The sequence below is a fragment of the Candidatus Phycosocius bacilliformis genome, from assembly GCF_003112735.1.
Lineage (GTDB): Bacteria > Pseudomonadota > Alphaproteobacteria > Caulobacterales > Aquidulcibacteraceae > Aquidulcibacter > Aquidulcibacter bacilliformis.
Genome location: NZ_BFBR01000001.1, coordinates 411,333 through 433,494 on the forward strand (window position 1 = coordinate 411,333; position 22,162 = coordinate 433,494).

Here is a 22,162-nt window from a genome sequence, read left to right on the forward strand (position 1 = left end):
TGCCCTCTTCCCTTCTGCGTGATCATAGTCGCGGAAATCACAGGTCCGCCCGGTCGGCCCGCTTGCCACACTTAAGAGGCCTTACTAGTGTCTGGTTTGAATGAAAAGCCATGAGGCATAAGGGGGAAATGCCATGTTGCAGGGCAGCGCGTCAGCGTTACAGATCGGCATTTTCTTCGGCCTGACGGCCCTGATTGCCATTCTCACATATTGGAAGGTCCATGGTGCCGGGGCGGCCAATAAGGATCGGCAAAAAGACGGCGGTACGACCCGCGAAGTCTTTTTGGCTGGGGGCGGCTTGTCATGGTTGTTTGTTGCCGGTGCAATCACGCTCACCAATTTATCGACCGAACAATTGGTCGGCATGAATGGCAATCAAATGCTCCTGCTGGCCTGGTGGGAGATTTGCGGTTTCTTCGGCCTGCTAATCCTAGCCTATGTTTTCGTGCCGATCTATTATCGCCACAAATGCACGACGGTGACGGAGCTTTTGGAAAAGCGCTATAAGGGCGGCAGCATCCGCACGGTGATTTCTGCGCTGTTTCTTATTGGCAACGTGCTGATTTATCTGCCTGCAGCCCTCTACAGCGGGAGCCTGTTCCTTAAATCCATGTTCGGGGTGGACTGGTCGCTCCTATGGTTTGCCGCCCCCATGGCGATCATCGCCGCCATTTATACAATCACAGGCGGTCTGCGCGCGGTGGCAGTCATGGACACCTATTCTGGAATTGGCGTGCTGGCGATTGCCTTTCTGGTTGTCATCCTCGCGCTAGCGGCGGTGGATTTCGACATTGTCAGCGGCGTACCAGAAGAACGCATCAGCATGATCGGGTCCTTCACCTCACCCATTCCCTTCCATACGCTGTTCACCGGTATGCTTTTCATCCAGATTTTCTATTGGTCTACCAATCAGAATATCACGCAAAAAGCCATGACTGCCCCAACCGTACAGGAAGCACAAAAGGGCGTGCTGGCGGCAGCGGTTGTGCGTATTTTGATCATTCCAGCCATCGTGGTGATCCCCGGCGTCGTGGCCTATAAATTGTTCGGCAGCGTCGGCGACGAGGCCTATGGCAAACTGGTCGCCCATGTGCTGCCATCCTGGATGTCGGGAGCTTTTGCGGCCATGATGGCCGCGGCTGTCATTGCCCACACCAGCGCCATCCTCAATTCCAGCGTCGCGCTTTACGCCATCGACTTTCATGAGAAATTCATTGCAACGGTCAAGAACCATTGGCGGCTGGCGGCCATTGCTTCGGTCGTGCTGACAATCACCTCGATTGCGCTCGTGCCGGTTTTCCAAAATGCCAAGAGCATCATCAATCTGTTGCAGGAACTAAACGGACTGTTCTCGATGCCGATCCTGTCGGCTTTCATTGCGGGGCTGCTGTTCCGCAATGTCGATGCACGTGCCGCCATTGCAGGGCTGATCTTCGGCTTCCTGCTCTATGGCTTCCACACGTTCGTGCTCTACAAACCCGACACCTTGTTCGTTGGCGAATCTTTCTACCAGCATATCGGTCTGCCATGGCTGCATTATATTGATGTCATGCTGATCGTTTTGATCAGTTCAGTCCTGACGGCGTTGAACGTTAACCGCTGGGTGTTTGGCAACAAAGCTGTGTTTATTTTCAGCGCCACCGGGCGCGCTATGAAGGCCAGTGAGTCATGAGCGGAAAAATCCTTGTCATCGATGAAGGCACCACCTCGACACGGGTCATGCTGTTTGACGGGGACGGCACCTGTCTGGGTAGCGCACAGAAGCCGCTGACGCAGCATTACCCCGCCCCTGGCCTCGTAGAACATGATGGCGAGGAGATTTGGACCCTAACCCTGGCCTGTGCGCAGGAGATGGTGGCCAGAGCTGGCGGGCCGCAGGAGATTGCGGCCATCGGCATCACCAACCAGCGTGAGACCGTCGTATTTTGGGATCGTAGTACGGGCAAGCCTTTGGCACCTGCCATCGTTTGGCAGGATCGGCGCACGGCGGATCTGTGCCAATCCCTTAAAGATCAAGGCCATGAGACCATGGTGCAAGCTAAGACCGGCTTGCTGCTCGACCCTTATTTCTCAGGCTCCAAAATGGGGTGGGCCCTGCGCCATTGGCAGCAGCTTAAAGAGGCTGGCGATCGGTTGGCTGTTGGCACGATCGAGAGCTACCTCGTCTATCGCTTAACCGGGGGTGCCCATATCAGCGACGCGACCAATGCCTCGCGTACAGCCCTCATGTCGATTGGCAGTTCGGGCTGGGATGATGGTTTGTGCGAGCTGTTTGGCGTGCCCCAGTCCATTTTGCCCCAGATTGTTGATTGCGCTGGGCAGTTGGGCCTCACAAAGGCGGATTTATTCGGCAGGCCGATCCCAATTTGCGGCATGGCTGGCGATCAACAGGCAGCGACGATCGGCCAAGCCTGCTTGATGCCCGGCCAGACCAAGGCGACGTTTGGCACCGGAGCCTTCGTGCTGACCCAGACTGGACGAAGCCTGCCCCACTCACGTAACCGGCTTTTGGCCACCATTGCATGGCAACTCGATGGGGTGCGCCATTACGCGCTTGAAGGCTCGGTCTTTGTGGCCGGCAGTCTGATGCAATGGCTGCGCGATGATTTGGGACTGATTGAAAAGGCCGCGGATTCTGAAAGCTTGGCCCGGAGCGTTGTGGACAACGGCGGCGTCTATCTGGTGCCAGCCCTGTCAGGGCTTGGTGCCCCGCACTGGCAGCCCCATGCACGCGGGGCGATCCACGGTCTCAGCTTTTCGGCCAAAAAGGCCCATGTCGTGCGTGCTGCGCTCGAGGCCATGGCGCATCAGACACATGATCTTAAAACCGCCTTTGCAGCTGATGGCGCGGACTGGGCTGAGGTACGGATCGACGGCGGCATGGTCGCCAATGATTGGATGGCGCAAGATTTGGCCGATATTCTGGCCATTGATGTGGAACGGCCCAGCTTTATCGAGACCACGGCTTTGGGAGCAGCCATGTTGGCGGCTGTTGGCGCAGGCCTTTATCCCTCACTGGCAGAGGCCTCTGTCATGCGTGGCAAGGTTGAGCGTTTTGCCCCGGCCATGCCTCGCGAGGTGCGCCAAACCCGCCTAGCAGGATGGGCCGAAGCGCTGAAGCGGGTCCTCGCCTGACTCTCTGAAAACACGGAGCAGACAAGCACTCATGTCTTTTTGACAAGGGTGCTTGACATGTCTGTGCCGATGTGTGACAAGCTTCCTTGTCAAATTAGCAAGGACACATGACATATGTCGGATAAGCAATCCTCAGAGCGACGGACCAAGTCAATCAAGTCCTTTATCGCAGGCATCCTTGTCTTCATGGTTTTGGGTGGCATTACCGGATATTTTGCGGGCAGCTGGCTTCACACCGCAGATCAGGGCGAGGCGGGTCTTCGGCTTGACGAGATTGGCTGGACCACAGCCATCAGCCTGTTCCTCGGCATCATCCTCTTGGCCATTTATTTGGTCAGTGCCGTGTTGTTTGGGGCTGCCATCATCAATCCCAGAATTGCCGCCAACAGCGCCATGACAGGAGGTTTAGGCGATGGACCTGGATCCCGACGGGCCTATCCTATGCTGCTAATCTTCTATGTCGGCTACTCAGCTGCGCTCGCAGCCCTGATGATCATCCAGGTCCTGCCAAGTCTTACTCAAAACATGCAGGGCATTTATCTGGGCGCTGTCATAACCGGAACAGCCATGATGGCTTGGAGCGGCTATCGGCTCTGGCACATTTTGGATGAGTTTTTCCGCGCGATTTGGATTGAGGCGTGCGCATTGTCCTGCTTCATATCCCTGCCGATCGGCATCATTTTGATGGCGACCGCGAAGCTGGGGTTCACAACCTCGATCACCGCCTTCGACTTCTTCGTCTGGTACCAAGTGATTTATCTGATCGCCTATAGTTGGGTGGCAGGAGCCAAAGACCCCAGCATGCTCTCGCCCTTAGGGATGGATGACGCATGAAAAACCGTCTCAAAGTTCTCCGAGCCGAGCGGGATTGGTCCCAATCCGACCTGGCTGACGCGCTCGATGTCTCCCGCCAAACCATCAACGCCTTGGAAACTGGCAAATACGATCCCTCCCTCCCGCTTGCCTTCAAGATCGCCCGCCTGTTTGGCCTGCCGATAGAAGCCATCTTTGAGGATGTACCATGACCGAGCCCGACTCAAAGCCGCCTCAAAAAGGCTGGACCCGACAAAGCAAGATCAACGCCTATATCATCGGCTCGCTTTTAGGCGGTGGCCTCTTGGGATTCAGCACGGCTCTCAATACCAGCAGCGCGCCGAATGGCCTGTTGGTTGGACTGGTGTGCATTGCCATGCTGGCTGTGTTGGCTGCCAATATTCATTACATCAGGCTGCTGGACGAACTGGCCCGTCAGACCCATGAGGTTGCATTCTTGTGGGCGGGTGTTGCCACCATGGCGTTCGGCATGATTCCGATTCTTGCCCTTCTGGGCTTTCCTGATTTTGAGTTGCCAGCCCTCGAAAGCTGGCTTGGCACCAAAACCCACGCCTTCGCCGCTGGCGTCGGCGCTACCATCGGCGTCCTCGTTGTGACCTATTTCGCAGTCTGGGCCCATCTCTGGCTCAAACGTCGGTAAGGACGCGGGCCACCAAACTGAGACTTACAGACACGTCTCCTCCCCCACTCCCCACCTTTCTTGGAGAAAATGATGAAAAAGACCCTTCTGGCATTTGCCTCTGCCATCACCCTTTTAACCTTCCAGGCCGCCCCTGCCTCGGCCCAAACCCCGGCTGCTGCACCAGCACCGGCAACCACAAAGGCAACACCAGCCTTGTGGGTGGTGAAGGACGCTGACACCACCATTTATCTATTCGGGACCTTCCACTTGATGCGCCCGGATGTAGATTGGAACCACGGCGCGGTGAAGGCAGCCTTTGACAAGTCCGACTCACTGCGTCTGGAGATTGCTAATCTGGAGGCCGAAGGCCCAGCAATCGCCCAATTGATGGCAACTCAGGGCCAATTGCCTGCCGGTCAGACGATTTATGATGGGCTGAGCGATTCTCAAAAGGCACGTTTGGACAAGATTATCGCCGCAACCGGGATTCCCCCTCAGGCAATGCAACCCATGAGACCTTGGCTGGCCAGTCTTGTTCTGTCGCTCAGCGTTTATGCCAAGCTGGGCTTGAACCCTGAGCAAGGTATCGACAAGACGCTCGATAGTTTAGCTCGTGCCGCCAACAAGCCTGTGGAAGGTTTCGAGACCGGCGCAGAGCAAGTGGGCTTCTTTGCCAGCATGAGCGAAGCCCAGCAGCGGCAAATGCTTGTCGCCACGATTGAAGACTGGGACCAGATCTCAACCATGATCGACCAGATGGTGGTGTCTTGGAAGACCGGGAACGAGCAGCAATTGGCCGATTTGATGAATGCCAGCCTGCGGACCCAGCCAGAGCTCGCTAAATTATTGCTGAGCGACCGCAATGAACGTTGGGCCAATTGGATTGCGGGGCGCATGGCACAGCCTGGCACCGTATTTGTTGCCGTTGGTGCCGGACACCTTGCTGGTACTGACAGCGTTCAATCTTTCCTAGAGCGCAAGGGCATTAAGAGCCAACGGGTTAACCCCAACGCACGATAATCCGCAGAGCGGCGCGCCGCGCGCCAAGAGCTTATGCCGCATAGAGCCCCTCTCCGCGAAGGAGAGGGGTTTTCCCTTGCCCGACCAACTGGTCCAAAAATGGCCGAGAACCCGCTTCACCATCCAGGATGGCGATGCGACAACAGTCACGGATTAGCGCGTGGGGACTGGCGTCTCGCCACGATAATCATAGAAGCCGCGATCGGTCTTACGACCCAGCCAACCAGCCTCGACATATTTCACCAACAGCGGACAAGGGCGATATTTGGTGTCGGCGAGACCTTCATTGAGGATTTGCATGATCGACAAGATCGTGTCCAAACCAATGAAATCGGCCAGTTCCAACGGGCCCATCGGGTGATTGGCCCCCAGCCGCATGGCCTTATCAATGCCCTCCACCGTACCGACACCCTCATACAAGGTGTAGACTGCCTCATTGATCATCGGAATCAAAACCCGATTGACGATGAAGGCTGGAAAATCTTCGGCATTGGTGATGGTCTTGCCCATCGTGCTGACCACTTGGGTCGCCGCCTCATAGGTCTCTTCATTGGTGGCCAAGCCACGAATGACCTCAACCAATTTCATCATCGGCACTGGATTCATGAAATGCAGGCCAATGAAGCGTTCGGGCCGATCAGTGGACGACCCCAAACGTGTGATCGATAATGAAGATGTGTTGGACGCCAAGATCGTCTGCGGTCCGACGACAGCACATAATGACTTGAAGATCGCGCGCTTAATGTCTTCCTTTTCGCTGGCAGCCTCGATCGCCAGATCAATCGAAGCCAGATCTTCGATCGCCGTCGTGGTGACGATGCGCGCCAAAGCCGGGGCCACTTCGTCATCACGGATCAGACCGCGCGCGGCCTGACGGGCCAGATTGCGCTCAATTTTGGCGCGACCTAGGTCGAGCCGATCCTGCGAGATATCGTTCAAAAGGACATCATATCCTGCCAAAGCAGCAACGTGGGCAATACCGTTGCCCATTTGGCCGGCGCCAATGACGCCAATTTTCTTAATTTGTGCCATGAGTTGGAAAGACCTGCCCTTTGTCATCAGACTGCTTTCTTCGCAGTTGCAGCAAGCTAAGCGCGAGGCGCGGTTACGGCAAGCACCTATTGCTGCAAACCCGACAAAACGCCTCGGCACAGTGCTTGCACTTGGCTGTCGGTAACCGCGTCAGCCGTCCCGAAACGGATCGATTCAGGGCAGGCGGCGTTTGTGATTGCGAGAACCAGGAGGACCTGATGGCCAATTCAATTGATCTGCACGTAGGACGCCGCTTGCGCCGCCGTCGCCGTCTGATGGGCATGACCCAGCAGCAACTGGCCGACGCTGTCGGCATCCGCTTCCAGCAGATCCAGAAATATGAGTGTGGGGCCAATCGCATCACCGCCAGCCGCTTATTTGAACTGGCCGGTGCTTTGTCGATTGCCGTGCAATACTTTTACGACGGGCTCAGCAATCTAGCCGCTGCCAACGAGCCCGCGGCCAATGATGACGAGATCGGGCCCGACGTCCTGCGTCAGAAGGAAACGCTGGAACTGATCCGCGCCTATTACCGTCTGGGCGAGCGCCCACGGCGGCGCCTTTTGGACCTTGCAAAGGCCCTAAAGGACGACGCCACAGACGCGGCATGATCAAGCAGACTATTTCTTCAAGACAGTGGGCCAATTGCGGTTGCCAGCAGCGATGTTGGCGGCCGTATTCTGCTGCCAGCGGGCTTGAACGTCTTTGTTGTAGTTGAGATAGAGCTTACCCCCGACAATCGCCCAGGCCTGAGGGTCGATCCCGGCGGTATAGCCTTGACTGACAGCCCAAGCACAATAGCCGCCAAATTGTGGTGCATAACGAGCCGGATTAGCTGAAAAGGCATCGCGATTGGCGGCGCTGGCAAAACGGAACTCGGCCCCCTGATAGGTTACCTTGAACTGGGCGGAACCTTCGACTGGCTTTCCAGCGGTAAAATAGGCCACCGGATCATAGCCGCGAATAGCAACATTGGAACCAAAACTGGTCCAAACCGGGGCCTTGTCAGCCAAAGCGGGGCTGGCAATCGCCAGAGGGGAAAGCGCAAGTGCGAGCATCAGGGCGGTGGATCGCTTTTTCATTGTTCGTCTCTGGTTTGAAAGATATTGGGGAGGGTAAGGGGCAGAAAGGTTCAGGCGCGTGCAGGCTTGCCCATGGGGGCCATGTCATCCGAAGGGGCTTGGATAAATGCCCGACTGAGATCGCCCAGCAGGCCGGCTATGTCGGGCAGGCGGATCAAGATCAGGATAGCTGACCCGGTCAGCAAGGTGGCCGCGGCCGCAAACAGGCCGCCACCGTCATGATTGGGGTCAATGCCCAGCGGGGTAAGCAGATGGAAGCTTACGGCCCCGCTCATCACGGCAAAGGCGATCAGCGCACCGAGGGCATTGAGGCGCTGTAATCGCGGCAACAGGCCGACCAGCAACAATATTGACGCGACCAACTCTGCCGAGCCGATCACATATTGGCTGAACAGACCGGTATGCGCAAACAGGCCCGGCAATCCCAGTGAGCTGGCCCAACCGTCCAATGCGCCAAAAATTACTTGGGTTTTTGGGTGATCGGTAAACTTGTAACGCAGGCTGTCGAGAAAAATGACAGCGCCGAACAGGGAAATGGCCGTGGCCGCAAGGTTCTTAAGTTTCATGGCCGTGGCCTCCTCATGTCGATAGAAGGAGGTACGCCTGATATTTGGCCGCGGTTACAGGAGATGCGTTGAAGACTACTCCGCCGCCACGTGCACCTGCTCGGTGACCTCCGTGACCGTGCCGCCTGCGACCAGCAGCGTACGGTCAGCCCCAGCAATCGCGGCTTCCCTGTGCGCAACAAAGATACGGGTGCAAGATAGTCCACGTAGGGTCTCGGCAACCCGTGCTTCAGTCTCGGGGTCGAGATTGGCGGTGCCTTCGTCTAGGAACAGAATTGTCGGTTCGCGGTAGAGCGCGCGGGCAAGAAGCACGCGCTGCTGCTGCCCACCAGACAGGGTGGAGCCCAGATCACCCACCAAAGTCATCGTGCCCATTGGCATCTTGAGAATATCATCCAACACGCATGCCTTGGCCAAGCATTCTTCCACTTTCGCCATATCGTGATCTGCATCGAAGAAAGAGACATTGTCGGCAATCGTGCCTGCCAGCAGGCGATCATCTTGTAAGACAGCGCCGATGCGATGCCGGAATGTGCGCACGCCAAAATTCTTGAGGCCCACCCCTTCAACCTTCACTTCCCCTTCGGTGGGATCAAGCAGGCCCAGAAGAACCTTCATCAAAGTCGTCTTGCCACCGCCGGACGGGCCAATGATGGCAACAAATTGGCCGGGGTCGATGGAGAAGCTGGCATCCTTGAACACCAAGGGCTCGTGAGTTGCATAACGGAAAGAGAGTTTGTCGGCCCCAATACGGCCTTCAAACAAGCGGCCTTCTTGAATGGGCTCATCCACGCCAACTTCTGGGTCCTCATGCACCACGTCGGCGAGGCGCTCGAGGTGAAGCTCCAACGTCTTCCACTGGAAATAGATGCCAATGAGGCCGGATAGTGCCCCAGAGAATTGCCCTGCATAGGATTGAAACGCCATCAGCATGCCAAGGCTCATGGTGCCATCAATTACTTGCTTGGCACCCAGCCACCAGACGGCAACCCCTTGCAGGCCTGTAACAATCCCAAGCCCCGCCCCGCCCCACAGGCCGACCCGCTGTATGGTAACGCTATTGTTAACGCTGGCTGCCATATCATTCTGCCATTGGCTGACCCGTTCGCGCTCTTTGCCGAATAGCTTAAATGTCCGCGCGCCGCGCAAAGTCTCCATGAACGTCGTCGACTCAACTGCCCCGAGCGAAATGCCCTCATCGGTCTTGCGCCGCACCCAAGGAAAGGTGACGGCTTGAACGATTACGGGGATGACCATACTGGCTATTACACAGCCAAACAGCAGTGGCGAATAGAGCACCGCCATTGTGCCACCGACCACCAGCATGATGACGTTCAAAGTTGCGCCAATTGGCACGCTGGTCAAGAAACTTTGTACTGGTCCGAGCGAGCCAAACCGGCTCATAATGTCGCCAATATGACGCTTCTCAAACCACGCCACGGGCAAGCGCAGGGCATGGCGCAACAGATTGCTCTGCATCTGAAAGTTAAGCTGCGTGCCCAGATACATGCCGACAAAGCCTTGCAAGAGGCCAATGCAGGTCTGGATCAGAAGCAAGATCACCATGCCCGTGCCAATGGTGGTCAGAAGGTCCATATCGCCTTTGGAAATGGCATCATCAATGATCAATTGGTTCAGCATCGGGCTGAATACGCCAATCACTTGCACGACAAGGGCTAGCAGGAAGAGCTGGATGACAGGGCCTTTGAGGCCCTTCAGCGTGCTCCAGAGATCAGACAGTCGAACCCGCTCGACGTGCTTCTTCTTGGTAAAAGCGGGTGTAGGTGTCAGTTCCAGCGCCACACCGGTGAAGGAACGCCCAATCTCTGCGGGGGCGACTTTGCGCACACCGCGCGCGGGGTCATGAATAACGGCCCAAATTCCGCCTGGCCCATTCCAAGCCTTTTTTAGCACGACATAGTGGGATAAATTCCAATGCAGCACACAAGGCGGCTTGAGGCTCGGTAATTCATCGACTTCTAACCGCAAGGGCCTACCCACCATGCCCAGCCCGTCGGCCATATCCATGACGCTTTTGAGGGTCGTGCCCTTCAGGCTGGCGCTGAATTTGCGGCGAAGATCAGAGAGCGTGTGACGTTGGCCATGGGCGGCGGCAACCATGGCAAGGCAGGTCAAGCCACACTCCGCCGCCTCTGCCTGCAGGATCATCGGCAGCTTGTCGGAGTGGAACAGACGGGTCAGCCACATGCGGCTTTCGTCGTGGGAGTTTATGCCGGAGTTTAGATCACTTACATTGTTGCGCAATAGATGTTCCGATTACTGGGTACTCCGCTTCAGCTGTACTTCGCAAAGCCGCAGCTGTACCTCACAAATTTGTGTCTGCGTGGTTAACGAACGCAACTTGACATACCCTCCCCGAGCCCGTCAACTTTACTCACGGTCGATTAGGCCGCGGAACACAGAGATGTGATATCCAATTTTAACATCTATGATGGAGCTGAAGTTATGCGCGTATTGACGGTCGATGAAGTTAGGTATGTTAGCGGCGGAAATAGTCCCCCTCCTGCCCCACCAGCTCCGAGCACACCCTCAAAGCCTGCTGAAAAACCCAAGGAAGAAGACCGGCAGGTCGAAACCGTGGTGGTCGTTGGAGTCCGTGGGCCAACTGGAGTAGGCGGCTTCGTCGGAGGCGGTTGGATTGGCGGATCAGTTGGTCGACCTGGCGTTGTGGTTCAGCCTGTGAAGCCAGCAGACCCTGAAAAGCCAGAAGTCAAAGTAGAAGTGCAGCCAGATGCGATTGATGTTATGGTGCCAGTCAACACGTCAAGGGAAGCACGGCAACGCTTCTGGGGCCGAGCCTTCGGAACTCCGCCTGCTGCAATCCCATAAAGCGTTTTGAAAAGCTAATGGACCTGTAGAGGCAACTTGGCGACCTACTTTCCGGAAATTTTTGGATAAGTAGGTCGTCGTACTGTGTCTAAACGCCTCAATTTTGCTGGCTAAGGGGAATTAAAAGTCTGTGAAAACAATACCAACATTTGCAGTGCGAATAGCTTGTTCGGTGTGTCTATGCTTCTCTTCAGGGTGTATGTCGCGACCCGTCATTGAGTATTCAGGACCCATTACGCAAACCAACATCAAACCAGTTTTGGAAGCGCTAGATCGCGACAGCCATTACACACTCCGTATACGTAGTTTGGGGGGTGATGGATCAGCAGGCATCGCTCTAGCCGAAAAAGTTCAGGAACGAAAGATACCGGTAGTAATATATGACTATTGTGGATCAGCATGTGCCTTGGTCTTTATTGCTTCGCCGGAAAAGAGGGTCGAGCCAAACACGGCGCTTTTATTTCATTGGAGTATGAACTCTCATGCAGATTTTCTTACGAGTCGACTCGGCAAACTGAATCCAGAAGTCGAAAAAGCTCGCGATCTAGCAACGCGCGAACTTCAAATTCTTGAGAGGGCTGGTATTTCGAATGATCTGCTGAAGGATTCCATCAAACTGGTCGAGCCGACCTGCGTGAGCGCTGAAATCGAGAACGGACAGTTAAACTACTTCGGTCGATCAAAATTGGGATTTGTAGTGTTTTCGAGGGACGCTCTGAAGCAGTATGGGTTTCAGATAAAGGCGGGCAGAAATCTCATTGATACTGCGGCTGACTTGGACAAGGTTGCATCAAAGCGGCCTGAATGGGGTCCGGTTGGGTTTGTTGCTTCTCGTGCTGTTTCTGATCAAATTGAGTACGCGCATACGATTGCCAACTGTGGCGCAGATGACAAATCCACTCTTCAGCTTCTGAAACAATAGTAGGCAATGACCCTCTTCCGCCCCGCCGTCATTGAAGCCCAGCGCCGCCGTGTTTACGGCAGCGTAACACTGCATCAGCCCGCCAGATTGGCAGCATTCACGGCAGTAGCGGTCATCAGCGTTGCCATTGGCACGGTCTATCTGGCACTTGGCCAATATGCACGCAAAGAGACCGTAGCAGGGTGGATTGCGCCAGAGGCGGGTTTATCGGCTGTCTATGCGCCGCGTGGCGGGGTGGCAGATGCCGTGCTGGTCCGCCAAGGGGATCTGGTGGCTGAGGGCCAGCCTTTGATGCGGCTTGCTTTGGATGTGTCAGGGGCTGACGGTGCCGTGGTACCACTGCAGCGAGCACAGACCCGGGCGCGGTTGACCGAGATTGAGCTGCAGGCCGCCGCCAGCGCCCAACGCTTTGCCGAAGAGAGCCGCAGGCTTGCAGAACGGGCGAGTGCCACGCTCGACCGCTTTGCAGCCGAAGATGCGCGCCTAATGGAGGCGGCACGCGGCAATGCCAATCGCTTTACCCAGGATGATGCGCGCTTAGCTGATCGTGCGATGGCCGCCCGCGCCGACGCCAGCCGCCTTGAGGCCAGCCGCGAGCTGGCTCAAGGCCAATTGGCCATCTCTGAACGCGCCGAAGCCCAAGCCCGAACCTTAGTATCCAAAGGCTATATGGCGAGCACCGAGGCTGATCGGCGGGCACAAGCCAGTATTGCTGCCCGCGCCCAATTGGGCGACCTTAACCGGCAAATCCAATCCCGCCTTGACGAGGCCAAGGATTATGACCGCCAGCGCCAATCCCTTCGCGCCACCCATCAAGCCGAACTGGCCGACATCGCTCGCCAACGTGCCACTCTTGCCGCGTCACGTTCTGGCGAGACCAAAGACCTGATGCGTCAACGTCAAGCCCTTGAGCCTGCGCGCGCTTCTGAAGCCAGTCAGCTGCGCAGTGCTAAGACACAATTGGAAACGGGGCTGACCGAGCTTTCGGTGCAGGACGGCTATGTCGTGCGTGCCCCCGTTGCGGGCCGGGTGGCGAGCCTCAATATCCGCCCCGGCGAAGCAGCCAACCCCAATGTGCCCTTGATCAATCTCTCGCCCAAGGGCAGCCCGATGGAAGCACAAATCTTGGTGCCTACGCGTGCGGCGGGCTTCATCACCGAAGGCCAGCGCGTGCGCCTGATGGTCGATGCCTTTCCGTTCCAGCAATTCGGGGCCATTCAAGGCGAAGTGCGCGAAATCGCCCGCTCAGCCCTACGCCCCGGCGAAATTGCAGCGCCTATCGAGTTCAAAGAACCCGTCTACCGCATCCGCGTGGCGCTGACTGGCCCCGGCATCCAAGCCTACGGCAAAGACCGCCCCCTCCAGCCCGGCATGACGTTGAAGGCCGATGTCATCACCGACAAACGCACTTTCATGAGCTGGCTGCTTGATCCACTTCTTGCGGCGCGGGCTAGGGCCGCGGCGGGATAATCACTTCCGGCGTCGCCAGTAGGTAAAGGGTTCTTGATAGATGTCTTGGTCCAATTCGGTGATCAGGCCTTGCAGGCGGGCTTGGGCGTCTTGGACGCCTTGATTGTAGAAAAGTGGGCCGAGGTCTTGGGCGATGAAGTCAAGCAGGGCTTCAATCGCCAAATTGCCGACGGGCTCATCAAGATTCTCGGCACAATATTGGCTGAGAGCTTTGATGGCATCCTGACGCTGATCCCGGGGCAAAGAAGGCATCAAATTAGGTCCTGTATTGTCGCCTAACCAGCAGTGGCCGAGGACTCGAGATTGCGATAGGGATGAGCCTTATAGACGCCAAGGATTTTCAACTCAGCAGAGAAAAACTTCAATTCCTGCAACGCCAGTTGCACATTGCGCTCATTTGGGTGGCCTTCAATATCGGCATAAAATTGGGTGGCATGGAAACTTCCGCCCACCTGATAACTTTCCAGCTTGGTCATGTTGACGCCATTGGTGGCAAACCCGCCCATGGCCTTATAGAGCGCGGCAGGAATATTTCGGACCTGAAAGACAAAACTTGTGATGTACTTACCATCTTCGAGATCGGCATCATCAGGAGTGGCCGAGAGAATGACAAAGCGGGTGGCATTGTGGGGCTCATCCTCCACATCGGCGCGCAGGATCGGTAGATCGTAAAAAGAGGCGGCCAAGGTTGATCCAAGAGCCGCCACGCTCTTGTCTCCCAGTTCAGCAATCTCGCGCACAGCACCCGCAGTGTCGGCGGTTTTGACGGCTTCAGCTCCCAGTTCTCTGATGATTTTGCGGCATTGGCCGAGCGCCATTGGGTGGGAACGGATTTTGCGGATATCGGCCAAAGCAGCCCCTTTGACACCGACAAGTTGGTGATGGATAGGGGCAAAATACTCCCCCACAATATAGAGGCCGGCTTCAGGCAAAAGATGGTGCACATCGCCCACCCGGCCAGCCAACGTGTTTTCAATCGCTATCATCGCCCGTTCAGCTTTGCCGCTGGCAACGGCGGCAAAAGCGTCTTCAAAGGTCTGACAAGGCAAAGGCTCCAGATCCGGACAGGCAGCCTTGGCCGCAGCATGGGAATTGGCCCCCAATTCACCCTGAAAGGCGATTTTTCCCGCAGATAGCGCGCTCACGTTGGGGTCTCCTGATTGTTGTTGTGATACCAAGCCCGGGCTGCTTCCAAATGCTCTGGTGTGTCCACACCTTTGGGGAAGACCGCTACTGCGCGGGCGGCAATCCCCATCCCCAGTTCCAAAGCACGCAATTGTTCCAGCTTTTCGCGCTTTTCAAGGGCGGAAGGCGGGGCAGCAACAAAGCGGGCCAAACTGTTTCGCCGCCAAACATAAAGGCCGACATGACGCATCACAGGCCCGGGCCCGCTCGGCGCATCGGCTCGGGTGAAGTAGAGACAGCGACCCGTTGTCGCAGGCAAAGTGCCCTGCCCGTCTTCTTCCTGCCCGTCTTCATCATCTGGCCAAGAAACGATTGCCTTAACCACATTGGGGTCCGCCCGCTCAACCGGATCATCACTCGGCGACACCAAAGTCGATAGGCCGGCCTCGGGGCTGTCTTCCAATGCGGCCAGCGCGGATTGCAGCAACGCGGGGTCCAAGGTCGGCATGTCGCCTTGCAGATTAATGATGGGATCAAACTGGCCTTCAGGATCCAGTGCCGCCAAAGCAGCATGAATCCGGTCTGATCCAGAGGGCAAATCGGGATTGGTGAGCACCGCCATGGCACCGGCGGTTTCTGCTGCAGCAACAATCTCGGGCTCGCCAGCAGCGACGGCAACCGGGCCTAGACCAGCCAGCAAGGCCCGCTCGATCACCCGCGCGATCATCGGCTTTCCAGCAATATCGGCCAAAGGCTTGCCGGGCAGACGGGTGGCAGCCATGCGTGCAGGAATGACAATCAAGGGTCGCGACATCGTGATAGTCCTCAGTCTGGGGCCGTTCTTAAAGAAGCGAGCACCAATTGGCGAGCCTCAGGGATAGCAGCGCCACAGCACTAACTGTTGAAAGCCGATAAGACGCATGCCATAGGACAGTTTGATCCGCAAAGCCGCCAGCCTAGCCCCTAAAATAACGGGGTAAGCCTTGTGGCAAAAGCGATGCAACAGGGATATCAGCACCGTTATGAGCAGCAATAATCTGTGGTTCAACATGGTTGCCGGCGCCATTCTGGCGACTGGCTTGGGCATTATGGGCCTCCGCACTTTAGGCGATATGGTCTATGCCAATAATCAAGAAGCCGTCGGGTTCCCCGTCGAAGTCGCCGAAGCCCCAGCCGGGGGTGCGGCTGCCGATGCCGGGCCGGAATTGATGCCAGATTGGGGAACGCTTCTGGCCGACCCTGCCAAGACCGCCGAGCTGGTGGCCCAAGGCGACAAGCTGCATAAAGTCTGCTCGTCCTGCCATAATGTCGAGCCTGGAAGCGCCAATAAGACCGGCCCATCGCTGTATGAAGTGTTCGGGCGCACGGCAGGGACCCATGGTGGGTTCGCCTATTCCGACGCCATGAAGGCCTATGGCAAGGCTTGGGACTATGATGGGCTATATAACTTCTTGAAAGCCCCAAAGACCTATATCAAAGGCACTGCCATGTCTTATGCAGGTATGGGCAAGTCGTCAGACCGTGTGGCTGTGGTGGCTTATCTGCGCTCGCTGGCACCATCACCGGCTGCTTTGCCAGCACCAGACCCAACACGGGATCCAGCCCAAGCGGCCGCCGCAGCAGCAGCGGCAGCGGCACCTGCAGATGGCGCGGCGGCACCTGCTGACGGGGCGGCACCGGCTGCGACAGATGCTGCAGCTGCCCCTGCCGCACCAAAATAGACTACATTCTTTCGGCGGGGCCATCGTTTAGAACTGGCCATGGCCCCGACCGAACCCATATACACAATCGTGGGGTAAGCTGGCGACCTTGCCCCAAACAGACAAACGCTCACTCAGTGGAGACGCCCCATGAAAATCCTCGTACCCGTCAAGCGGGTCATTGATTACAATGTGAAGGTCCGCGTGAAACCCGATCAGACCGGGGTGGACCTTGCCAATGTGAAAATGTCGATGAACCCCTTCTGCGAAATTGCCGTGGAAGAAGCTGTCCGCCTGAAGGAAAAAGGTGTGGCCAGCGAGATTGTTGCAGTCTCGATTGGGCCCCAGCAAGCTCAGGAAACCATTCGCACAGCCTTGGCCATGGGTGCAGATCGCGGCGTGCTGATCCAGACCGATGCCGATCTTGAACCTCTTGCTGTAGCCAAGCTGCTCAAGGCCGTTGTTGGCGAAGAAGCCCCCCAATTGGTGCTGATGGGCAAGCAAGCCATTGATGGCGACAACAATGCCACTGGCCAGATGCTCGCAGCGCTTTTGGGTTGGCCACAAGCTACATTTGCCTCCAAGGTCGAAATTGCCGATGGCAAGGCAGTGGTGACTCGTGAAATTGACGGGGGTCTGCAAACGCTGGAAGCCGCCCTTCCAGCCATTGTAACCGCAGACCTGCGCTTGAATGAGCCGCGCTATGCCTCGCTACCTAACATTATGAAGGCCAAGAAAAAGCCGATCGATGTAAAAGCCGTGGCTGATTACGGTGTTGATGTCGCATCGCGCCTCAAAGTGCTGAAAGTGACTGAGCCGCCTGTTCGCGCCGGTGGCATCAAGGTGGAAAGCGCTGAGCAATTGGTTGGCAAACTCAAGGAAGCAGGGGTCCTCTAATGGCAGTTCTCGTTGTTGCCGAACATGATAATGCGTCCGTAAAGGACGCAACCAACAAGACCATCACCGCCGCTTTAGCCTTGTCCAAAGACGTTGACGTTCTGGTCGCGGGACAAGGTGCGGGTGCTGCCGCCGGTGCAGCAGCCGGCATCGCAGGCGTGCGCAAGGTGCTCCATGCGGAAGGTGCGGCGTTCGAGCAAGGCATTGCCGAAGCCATTGAAGGCTTGGTGGTGCCGCTCATGGCCAATTATGATGCGGTGTTGTTTGCCGCTACGGCCACGGGCAAGAATGCCGCGCCCCGCATCGCCGCAGCTTTGGATGTTTCACCGATTTCAGACATTCAAGAAGTGGTCAGCGGCAACACTTTTGTTCGGCCAATCTATGCCGGCAATGCGCTTGAAACCATTGAAAGCTCGGATGCCAAGAAGGTCATCACCGTACGCACCACTGCCTTCGGGGCGGCTGGGGCAGGTGGTTCGGCTGCAGTGGAAAGCGTGGCAGCAGGCGCTGCAACCGCCGCAATCACTTTCAAGGGTGCTGAGATTGTTAAATCCGAGCGCCCTGAATTGGCCGGTGCCAAACGTGTGGTTTCTGGTGGCCGGGCCATGGGTTCTGCTGATGAGTTCCACAATGTGATCGAGCCTCTGGCAGATAAACTGGGTGCGGCTGTTGGTGCCTCTCGGGCGGCAGTGGATGCGGGCTATGCGCCCAATGACTATCAAGTTGGTCAGACTGGCAAAGTGGTCGCCCCAGAACTTTATGTCGCAGTCGGCATTTCAGGTGCCATCCAGCATTTGGCTGGTATGAAAGATTCCAAGGTGATCGTTGCGATCAATAAGGATGCTGACGCGCCGATTTTCGCCATTGCCGATTATGGGCTGGTTGCCGACTATAAGGCTGCTGTACCCGATTTGATGGGTGAGCTCACCAAAGCGGGCCTCTAAGCCCAATGTGATCATTGGATCGACGGGTCTTTAGACCCAAGCGCCTCTCAGCCACGCTGGGAGGCGCTTTTGTTTGGTCGACACGCGCCAAATCCATCTATGGCATCGTTGGTTGAGACCAAATCCGACAGGCAGATGCTTTCCCCTGTCTTCGGAAATTACCAAGGCCGACCCATTTGTGTTGAACACAAGCCAATTCTAAAGTTTAAATCGGCGGTCTTGGGCCGCCAGATACGCAAAGCGCTTCGCCTCGCGTCGACCACGCGTCACCGTGTCCAGTACGAAACCAGAGAATACCGAAATCACAGCCGTCACCATCATCGCACTTGCCAGAATGGCGGTCGGAAACCGGGAAACCAGACCGGTTTCCAAGAACTCAAGCACCACGGGTATACCCAAGCCGAAGGCTGCCAACGCCAAAAGCGCACCCAATGAGGTAAAAACAATCAAAGGCCGCTCCTCACGCACAAACAGGCCGATAATCGACAAAATGCGAATGCCATCTCGAATCGTATTGAGCTTGGAAACAGATCCTTCCGGCCGCTCGGCATAGGGGGTCGGCATCTCCTTGATCGTCATGCGTAGTTCCAAAGCATGCACCATCAATTCGGTTTCAATCTCAAACCCGCGCGAGTGGGCCGGGAACGACTTCACAAACCGTCGCGAAAAAATTTTGTAGCCCGACAGCATGTCAGTCGTCATGGTACCAAAGATGAGACCAACCAGACCGGTCAGCAGGCGATTGCCAAAGCGATGGCCCGGCCGATAAGCCTTAATCGCCGAATCTACCCGCGCGCCATTGACCAAGTCCGCCTGGCTTTCCACCATCAGATTGATCAGTTCCGGTGCAGATGGGGCGTGATAGGTCGCATCACCATCGATCATGACATAAATATCAGCCTCAATATCAGCGAACATACGCCGCACGACCTCGCCCTTACCCGGGCGATCTTCGCGTCTTACAATGGCACCGGCTGCTTGTGCGCGGGCGAATGTGTCATCGGTCGAGCGATTATCATAAACATAAATCTTGCACCCTGGCAGAGCAGCGGCAAAATCCTGCACGACTTGGGCAACAGTCGCGGCCTCATTATAGCACGGCACCAAGACCGCAATCGACAAATCTTGTGGCAACACCGCGATCTAACCCCCTCTCGACAATCGCAAGCCATACGGTGGATGGGATGGTTTGCGAAGTAGGTTTTGCATCGACAGCGCCCTCCATAAGCCAGCAATTGCCACCCTGCGCGGGAGTGGCTAGACCAGAGCTTTCAAAGTCATCGATCTGGAAGGATGTGCGCGTGTCGGAGCCTGCCCCTCAGCCGAACAGCCACAAGGCGCTGATACTTTTGGATTTGCTGTGTCAAAGCTGGCGGCCCTATGCCCTCATCGCCGCCTTGCTTCTTGCCTGCGCCTTGCCGGGTTTTATCAGCCTACAACCTTTGGACCGAGACGAGAGCCGCTTTGTACAGGCGACGACACAAATGTTCGAGAGCGGTGATTTCATTCGCATCAGCTTTCAGGATGAACCGCGCAACAAGAAGCCGATTGGGATCCACTGGCTGCAAGCAGCAACCGCCGGGCCGCTGGATGGAGCCGAGACGCGCACAATTCAAGCCTTTCGCCTGCCATCACTTCTGGGCGGGCTACTCGCCGCGCTGTGTGTTTTCCAGATCGGTGTGAGATTATTTGACCGTCGGGTTGGTCTCATTGCAGCCATCGCAATTGGCGGGGGGCTGTTATTGTCCACCGAAGCCGGCATTGCCAAGACTGATGCCGCTTTGGCTGGCTTTACTGCTTTAGCCTATCTGGGCATGGCTGGTTTGCGGTCAGCACCCGGCCAGGCCAACGTCCGCTGGGCCAGTTGGGCTCTATGGGGTGGCCTTGGTATGGCCGCGTTAATCAAGGGGCCGATTGGACCTCTCTTGATCATCCTGTCAGCGGTCATGCTGATCGCGTGGGAGCGGGACCTAAGTTGGGTACGTCGGGCCATGCATTGGCCAGCCATCCTGTTGGCCGCAACAATCGTGCTGCCATGGTATATTGCGATTTGGCATGCCACGAATGGGCAGTTCTTCATCGATGCTGTGGGCCAAGACCTCGCCCCGAAACTGGCAGGTCAATCAGAAAACAAAGCAGTGCCGCCCGGTGCCCATCTCTTGCTGTCACCGGTCATTTTCTGGCCTGGAAGTGTGCTGATCCCGCTGGGTTTCTGGATGGCATGGCATGGCAGGCGCGAAGCAGGCATCCGATTTCTATTGGCTTGGCTGATCCCTGGCTGGATCATGTTTGAGGCCGCCCCTGCCAAGCTGGCCCACTACACGCTGCCTGTCCATGGCGCGTTGCTGTTGCTCGGAGCAGCTGGCCTCGTCAAAGGCGCGTGGCAAACGGCGTGGGTGAGGTGGAGTGCGATCGGAATCCTCAGCCTTGGGACATTGGTCATGACGTTAGTGCCCATTCTCCTGGCCCAAGATGTGGCACCCGATGCCAAAGGTCGGGCGATTCAAACCAGCGCGATCATCGCAATTGTTGGGCTGGCTGGTTTGGGCCTTGTGATACGTCGCCATCATCTGGCCGCTGTCGGCCTGATCGCCGCTGCAGTCGTGACCAGCGTGATGATTAAGGGGGTATTTGTTCCAGCCCTGCCCCAATTAGATGTCAGCGCCCGTGTCTCCACTGCACTCGTGCGCGAAGGCTTGCACCCCCGTCTATCTCCCGGCCAACCTGGGCCTCTGGTTGGCGCAGGCTATCAGGAGCCAAGCCTGATCTTCCTGACCCGCTCGGATTCTGCTTTATCCAGTGTTGCAACCGCCACTGCGGCCGCGCGACTTGGGTCAGGGGTTGTGGTCAATCAATCAGACAACATGGACGCACAATTGTCTGAAGCCTTGAAAGCACGTGGCCTTGCCATTAGCTGGCGTGGCGAACCGATCACAGGGTTGAATTATTCCAAAGGAGATCCGGTTAGCTTGCGGATCGGCCAAGTGATTGCAGCAGACGCAGACGCCAAGCCACAATGACCGATGTGGTCACACCAGTTCGGCAGGACGTCCGCCAGCACCTGAGCGCGAGCCCTGTGCATTTGGGGGTGCGAATTCCAAATAAGACTCGCGAATATCTTGGGCGAGTTTGAGGAGCTTTGGCAGAAGCTCCGCCAAGACACGATCGTCGGTCAGAGCCGAGCGAATGAAGCGGACGGTCAATGCCGCCAAGACAGAACTACCCTCACTCCCCTCTGGTCGCATGACCGGGACAGCGAGATTAATCTCCCCTCCGGACGCCTTGACATCGAAGGCGTAACCGCGAGCGCGGATCGTTTCCAACTGAACTTTCAGCGTGGTCTGTCCGGAGCGTTGCAGGCCAATATCTTCCAAAAGGTTGCGCTTCAGATTGCTTTCAAAAGCTTGCATCACCAAGCCGGCTCCGGAGTCGAACAAATCTGCATGGGCTCCGCTGGTGAGCCGATTGAGCGCTAACGGGCTGGTCCGGTCTGTGGCTGCACGCAAGGTCAAGTCCGAGCCGCTTAAGGTCCAAATGCCTAATGGCCACAATATCTGCTTACCCAGCTTGGCAATCTGGGGCCATGCCCCTTCGCGGATCCAGGCTTCATTCTGTGCACCCTCAGCCAGGTCTGTCACCGCCAAAGTAGGCCGGTAACGATCGTCCATCGCATCGCGTACGACGAAGCCACCCTGACACAAGGTCTCGAGAATACGGTAAGCCGTGGTGCGGGGAACCCGTGCCCGCTCAGCAACTTCGGTGACGGTCATCCCGTCCTGGCCATTGAGTGCGCGCAGCGCCTCAAGACCTCGTAGTAATGCACGGATTGGGCGCACTGGTTCAGAATGATCATGTAACATCCGGTAACCCCTTATCTCCGTGCGCGCTGGTCGACTCCCACAGATTTATGTGACCATATTTGTTGACATGATCATGCGTCTAAATCGTTGGAATATCAAGCGC

At 56.7% G+C, this 22,162-nt stretch carries 23 protein-coding genes; 14 read left to right on the forward strand and 9 right to left on the reverse strand.

Annotation, left to right across the window (positions count from 1 at the left end; translation table 11 throughout):
* Window positions 1–133: 133 nt before the first annotated feature.
* From PbB2_RS02015 to PbB2_RS02040, 6 genes are all read left to right on the forward strand, one after another.
* Window positions 134–1,672 carry a sodium:solute symporter family transporter gene (locus PbB2_RS02015; protein WP_108983605.1) on the forward strand — a complete coding sequence of 513 codons (1,539 nt, stop codon included), beginning with the start codon at window positions 134–136 and terminating at the stop codon, window positions 1,670–1,672.
* Entirely contained in the window at window positions 1,669–3,135 is a 1,467-nt protein-coding gene (gene glpK / locus PbB2_RS02020) for a glycerol kinase GlpK (RefSeq protein ID WP_108983606.1), read from the forward strand. Before PbB2_RS02015 ends, glpK begins: the two co-directional genes overlap by 4 nt.
* A 114-nt stretch (window positions 3,136–3,249) precedes the next feature.
* Complete coding sequence (locus PbB2_RS02025; protein WP_108983607.1) at window positions 3,250–3,969, forward strand: hypothetical protein; 720 nt, start codon at window positions 3,250–3,252, stop codon at window positions 3,967–3,969.
* Entirely contained in the window at window positions 3,966–4,160 is a 195-nt protein-coding gene (locus PbB2_RS02030) for a helix-turn-helix transcriptional regulator (RefSeq protein ID WP_108983608.1), read from the forward strand. The genes PbB2_RS02025 and PbB2_RS02030 overlap by 4 nt, the downstream gene beginning before the upstream one ends.
* The gene (locus PbB2_RS02035) at window positions 4,157–4,609 is read left to right on the forward strand and encodes a hypothetical protein (RefSeq protein ID WP_108983609.1); all 453 of its coding nucleotides are present in this window, start codon (window positions 4,157–4,159) and stop codon (window positions 4,607–4,609) included. The genes PbB2_RS02030 and PbB2_RS02035 overlap by 4 nt, the downstream gene beginning before the upstream one ends.
* 72 nt (window positions 4,610–4,681) lie before the next feature.
* On the forward strand, window positions 4,682–5,611 hold the full coding sequence (locus PbB2_RS02040) for a TraB/GumN family protein (RefSeq protein ID WP_192576116.1): 930 nt from the start codon (window positions 4,682–4,684) through the stop codon (window positions 5,609–5,611).
* A 153-nt stretch (window positions 5,612–5,764) separates the two neighbouring features.
* Here PbB2_RS02040 and PbB2_RS02045 read toward each other — a convergent pair whose 3' ends face one another.
* Window positions 5,765–6,643 carry a 3-hydroxybutyryl-CoA dehydrogenase gene (locus PbB2_RS02045; protein WP_108983611.1) on the reverse strand — a complete coding sequence of 293 codons (879 nt, stop codon included), beginning with the start codon at window positions 6,641–6,643 and terminating at the stop codon, window positions 5,765–5,767.
* Window positions 6,644–6,861: 218 nt separating this feature from the next.
* Between PbB2_RS02045 and PbB2_RS02050 the strand changes: the two genes are divergently transcribed.
* On the forward strand, window positions 6,862–7,254 hold the full coding sequence (locus tag PbB2_RS02050) for a helix-turn-helix domain-containing protein (protein ID WP_108983612.1): 393 nt from the start codon (window positions 6,862–6,864) through the stop codon (window positions 7,252–7,254).
* A 9-nt stretch (window positions 7,255–7,263) separates the two neighbouring features.
* Here PbB2_RS02050 and PbB2_RS02055 read toward each other — a convergent pair whose 3' ends face one another.
* From PbB2_RS02055 to PbB2_RS02065, 3 genes are all read right to left on the reverse strand, one after another.
* Complete coding sequence (locus PbB2_RS02055) at window positions 7,264–7,725, reverse strand: YHS domain-containing (seleno)protein (RefSeq protein WP_238164805.1); 462 nt, start codon at window positions 7,723–7,725, stop codon at window positions 7,264–7,266.
* 50 nt (window positions 7,726–7,775) lie between these two features.
* A complete protein-coding gene (locus tag PbB2_RS02060) occupies window positions 7,776–8,291 on the reverse strand; it encodes a DoxX family membrane protein (protein ID WP_108983613.1) in 516 nt (171 codons plus the stop codon).
* 75 nt (window positions 8,292–8,366) lie between these two features.
* The gene (locus tag PbB2_RS02065; RefSeq protein WP_238164806.1) at window positions 8,367–10,556 is read right to left on the reverse strand and encodes a peptidase domain-containing ABC transporter; all 2,190 of its coding nucleotides are present in this window, start codon (window positions 10,554–10,556) and stop codon (window positions 8,367–8,369) included.
* Between the two features lie 201 nt (window positions 10,557–10,757).
* Between PbB2_RS02065 and PbB2_RS15840 the strand changes: the two genes are divergently transcribed.
* From PbB2_RS15840 to PbB2_RS02075, 3 genes are all read left to right on the forward strand, one after another.
* Window positions 10,758–11,141 (forward strand): hypothetical protein, encoded by a 384-nt coding sequence (locus tag PbB2_RS15840; protein WP_133245681.1) that lies wholly within the window; start codon window positions 10,758–10,760, stop codon window positions 11,139–11,141.
* A 199-nt stretch (window positions 11,142–11,340) separates the two neighbouring features.
* A complete protein-coding gene (locus PbB2_RS02070) occupies window positions 11,341–12,063 on the forward strand; it encodes a Clp protease/crotonase-like domain-containing protein (RefSeq protein ID WP_108983615.1) in 723 nt (240 codons plus the stop codon).
* Between the two features lie 6 nt (window positions 12,064–12,069).
* Window positions 12,070–13,533, forward strand: coding sequence for a beta-barrel domain-containing protein (locus tag PbB2_RS02075; protein ID WP_108983616.1), 1,464 nt, complete (start codon window positions 12,070–12,072; stop codon window positions 13,531–13,533).
* Here PbB2_RS02075 and PbB2_RS02080 read toward each other — a convergent pair whose 3' ends face one another.
* Genes PbB2_RS02080 through PbB2_RS02090 form a run of 3 tightly spaced genes read right to left on the reverse strand, consistent with a single transcriptional unit; the run spans window position 13,534 to window position 15,472 of the window.
* On the reverse strand, window positions 13,534–13,785 hold the full coding sequence (locus PbB2_RS02080) for a DUF2164 domain-containing protein (protein ID WP_108983617.1): 252 nt from the start codon (window positions 13,783–13,785) through the stop codon (window positions 13,534–13,536).
* Window positions 13,786–13,808: 23 nt separating this feature from the next.
* The gene (locus tag PbB2_RS02085; protein ID WP_108983618.1) at window positions 13,809–14,678 is read right to left on the reverse strand and encodes a prephenate dehydratase; all 870 of its coding nucleotides are present in this window, start codon (window positions 14,676–14,678) and stop codon (window positions 13,809–13,811) included.
* Complete coding sequence (locus tag PbB2_RS02090; RefSeq protein ID WP_108983619.1) at window positions 14,675–15,472, reverse strand: 3-deoxy-manno-octulosonate cytidylyltransferase; 798 nt, start codon at window positions 15,470–15,472, stop codon at window positions 14,675–14,677. The genes PbB2_RS02085 and PbB2_RS02090 overlap by 4 nt, the downstream gene beginning before the upstream one ends.
* 208 nt (window positions 15,473–15,680) lie before the next feature.
* Between PbB2_RS02090 and PbB2_RS02095 the strand changes: the two genes are divergently transcribed.
* The 3 genes from PbB2_RS02095 to PbB2_RS02105 all read left to right on the forward strand — a co-directional run bounded on the left by PbB2_RS02095 (window position 15,681) and on the right by PbB2_RS02105 (window position 18,199).
* A complete protein-coding gene (locus tag PbB2_RS02095) occupies window positions 15,681–16,379 on the forward strand; it encodes a c-type cytochrome (protein ID WP_108983620.1) in 699 nt (232 codons plus the stop codon).
* Window positions 16,380–16,508: 129 nt separating this feature from the next.
* On the forward strand, window positions 16,509–17,255 hold the full coding sequence (locus PbB2_RS02100; protein WP_108983621.1) for an electron transfer flavoprotein subunit beta/FixA family protein: 747 nt from the start codon (window positions 16,509–16,511) through the stop codon (window positions 17,253–17,255).
* Window positions 17,255–18,199, forward strand: coding sequence for an electron transfer flavoprotein subunit alpha/FixB family protein (locus tag PbB2_RS02105; protein WP_108983622.1), 945 nt, complete (start codon window positions 17,255–17,257; stop codon window positions 18,197–18,199). The genes PbB2_RS02100 and PbB2_RS02105 overlap by 1 nt, the downstream gene beginning before the upstream one ends.
* A 198-nt stretch (window positions 18,200–18,397) precedes the next feature.
* Here PbB2_RS02105 and PbB2_RS02110 read toward each other — a convergent pair whose 3' ends face one another.
* Entirely contained in the window at window positions 18,398–19,336 is a 939-nt protein-coding gene (locus PbB2_RS02110; RefSeq protein WP_108983623.1) for a glycosyltransferase family 2 protein, read from the reverse strand.
* A gap of 164 nt (window positions 19,337–19,500) precedes the next feature.
* Here PbB2_RS02110 and PbB2_RS02115 point away from each other — a divergent pair, with 164 nt between their 5' ends.
* Window positions 19,501–21,219: an ArnT family glycosyltransferase gene (locus PbB2_RS02115; RefSeq protein WP_192576117.1), complete on the forward strand. Its 1,719-nt coding sequence runs from the start codon at window positions 19,501–19,503 to the stop codon at window positions 21,217–21,219.
* Between the two features lie 9 nt (window positions 21,220–21,228).
* On the opposite strand, the gene PbB2_RS02120 is transcribed toward PbB2_RS02115, so the two are convergent.
* Complete coding sequence (locus PbB2_RS02120) at window positions 21,229–22,059, reverse strand: helix-turn-helix domain-containing protein (protein WP_108983625.1); 831 nt, start codon at window positions 22,057–22,059, stop codon at window positions 21,229–21,231.
* Window positions 22,060–22,162: the final 103 nt, after the last annotated feature.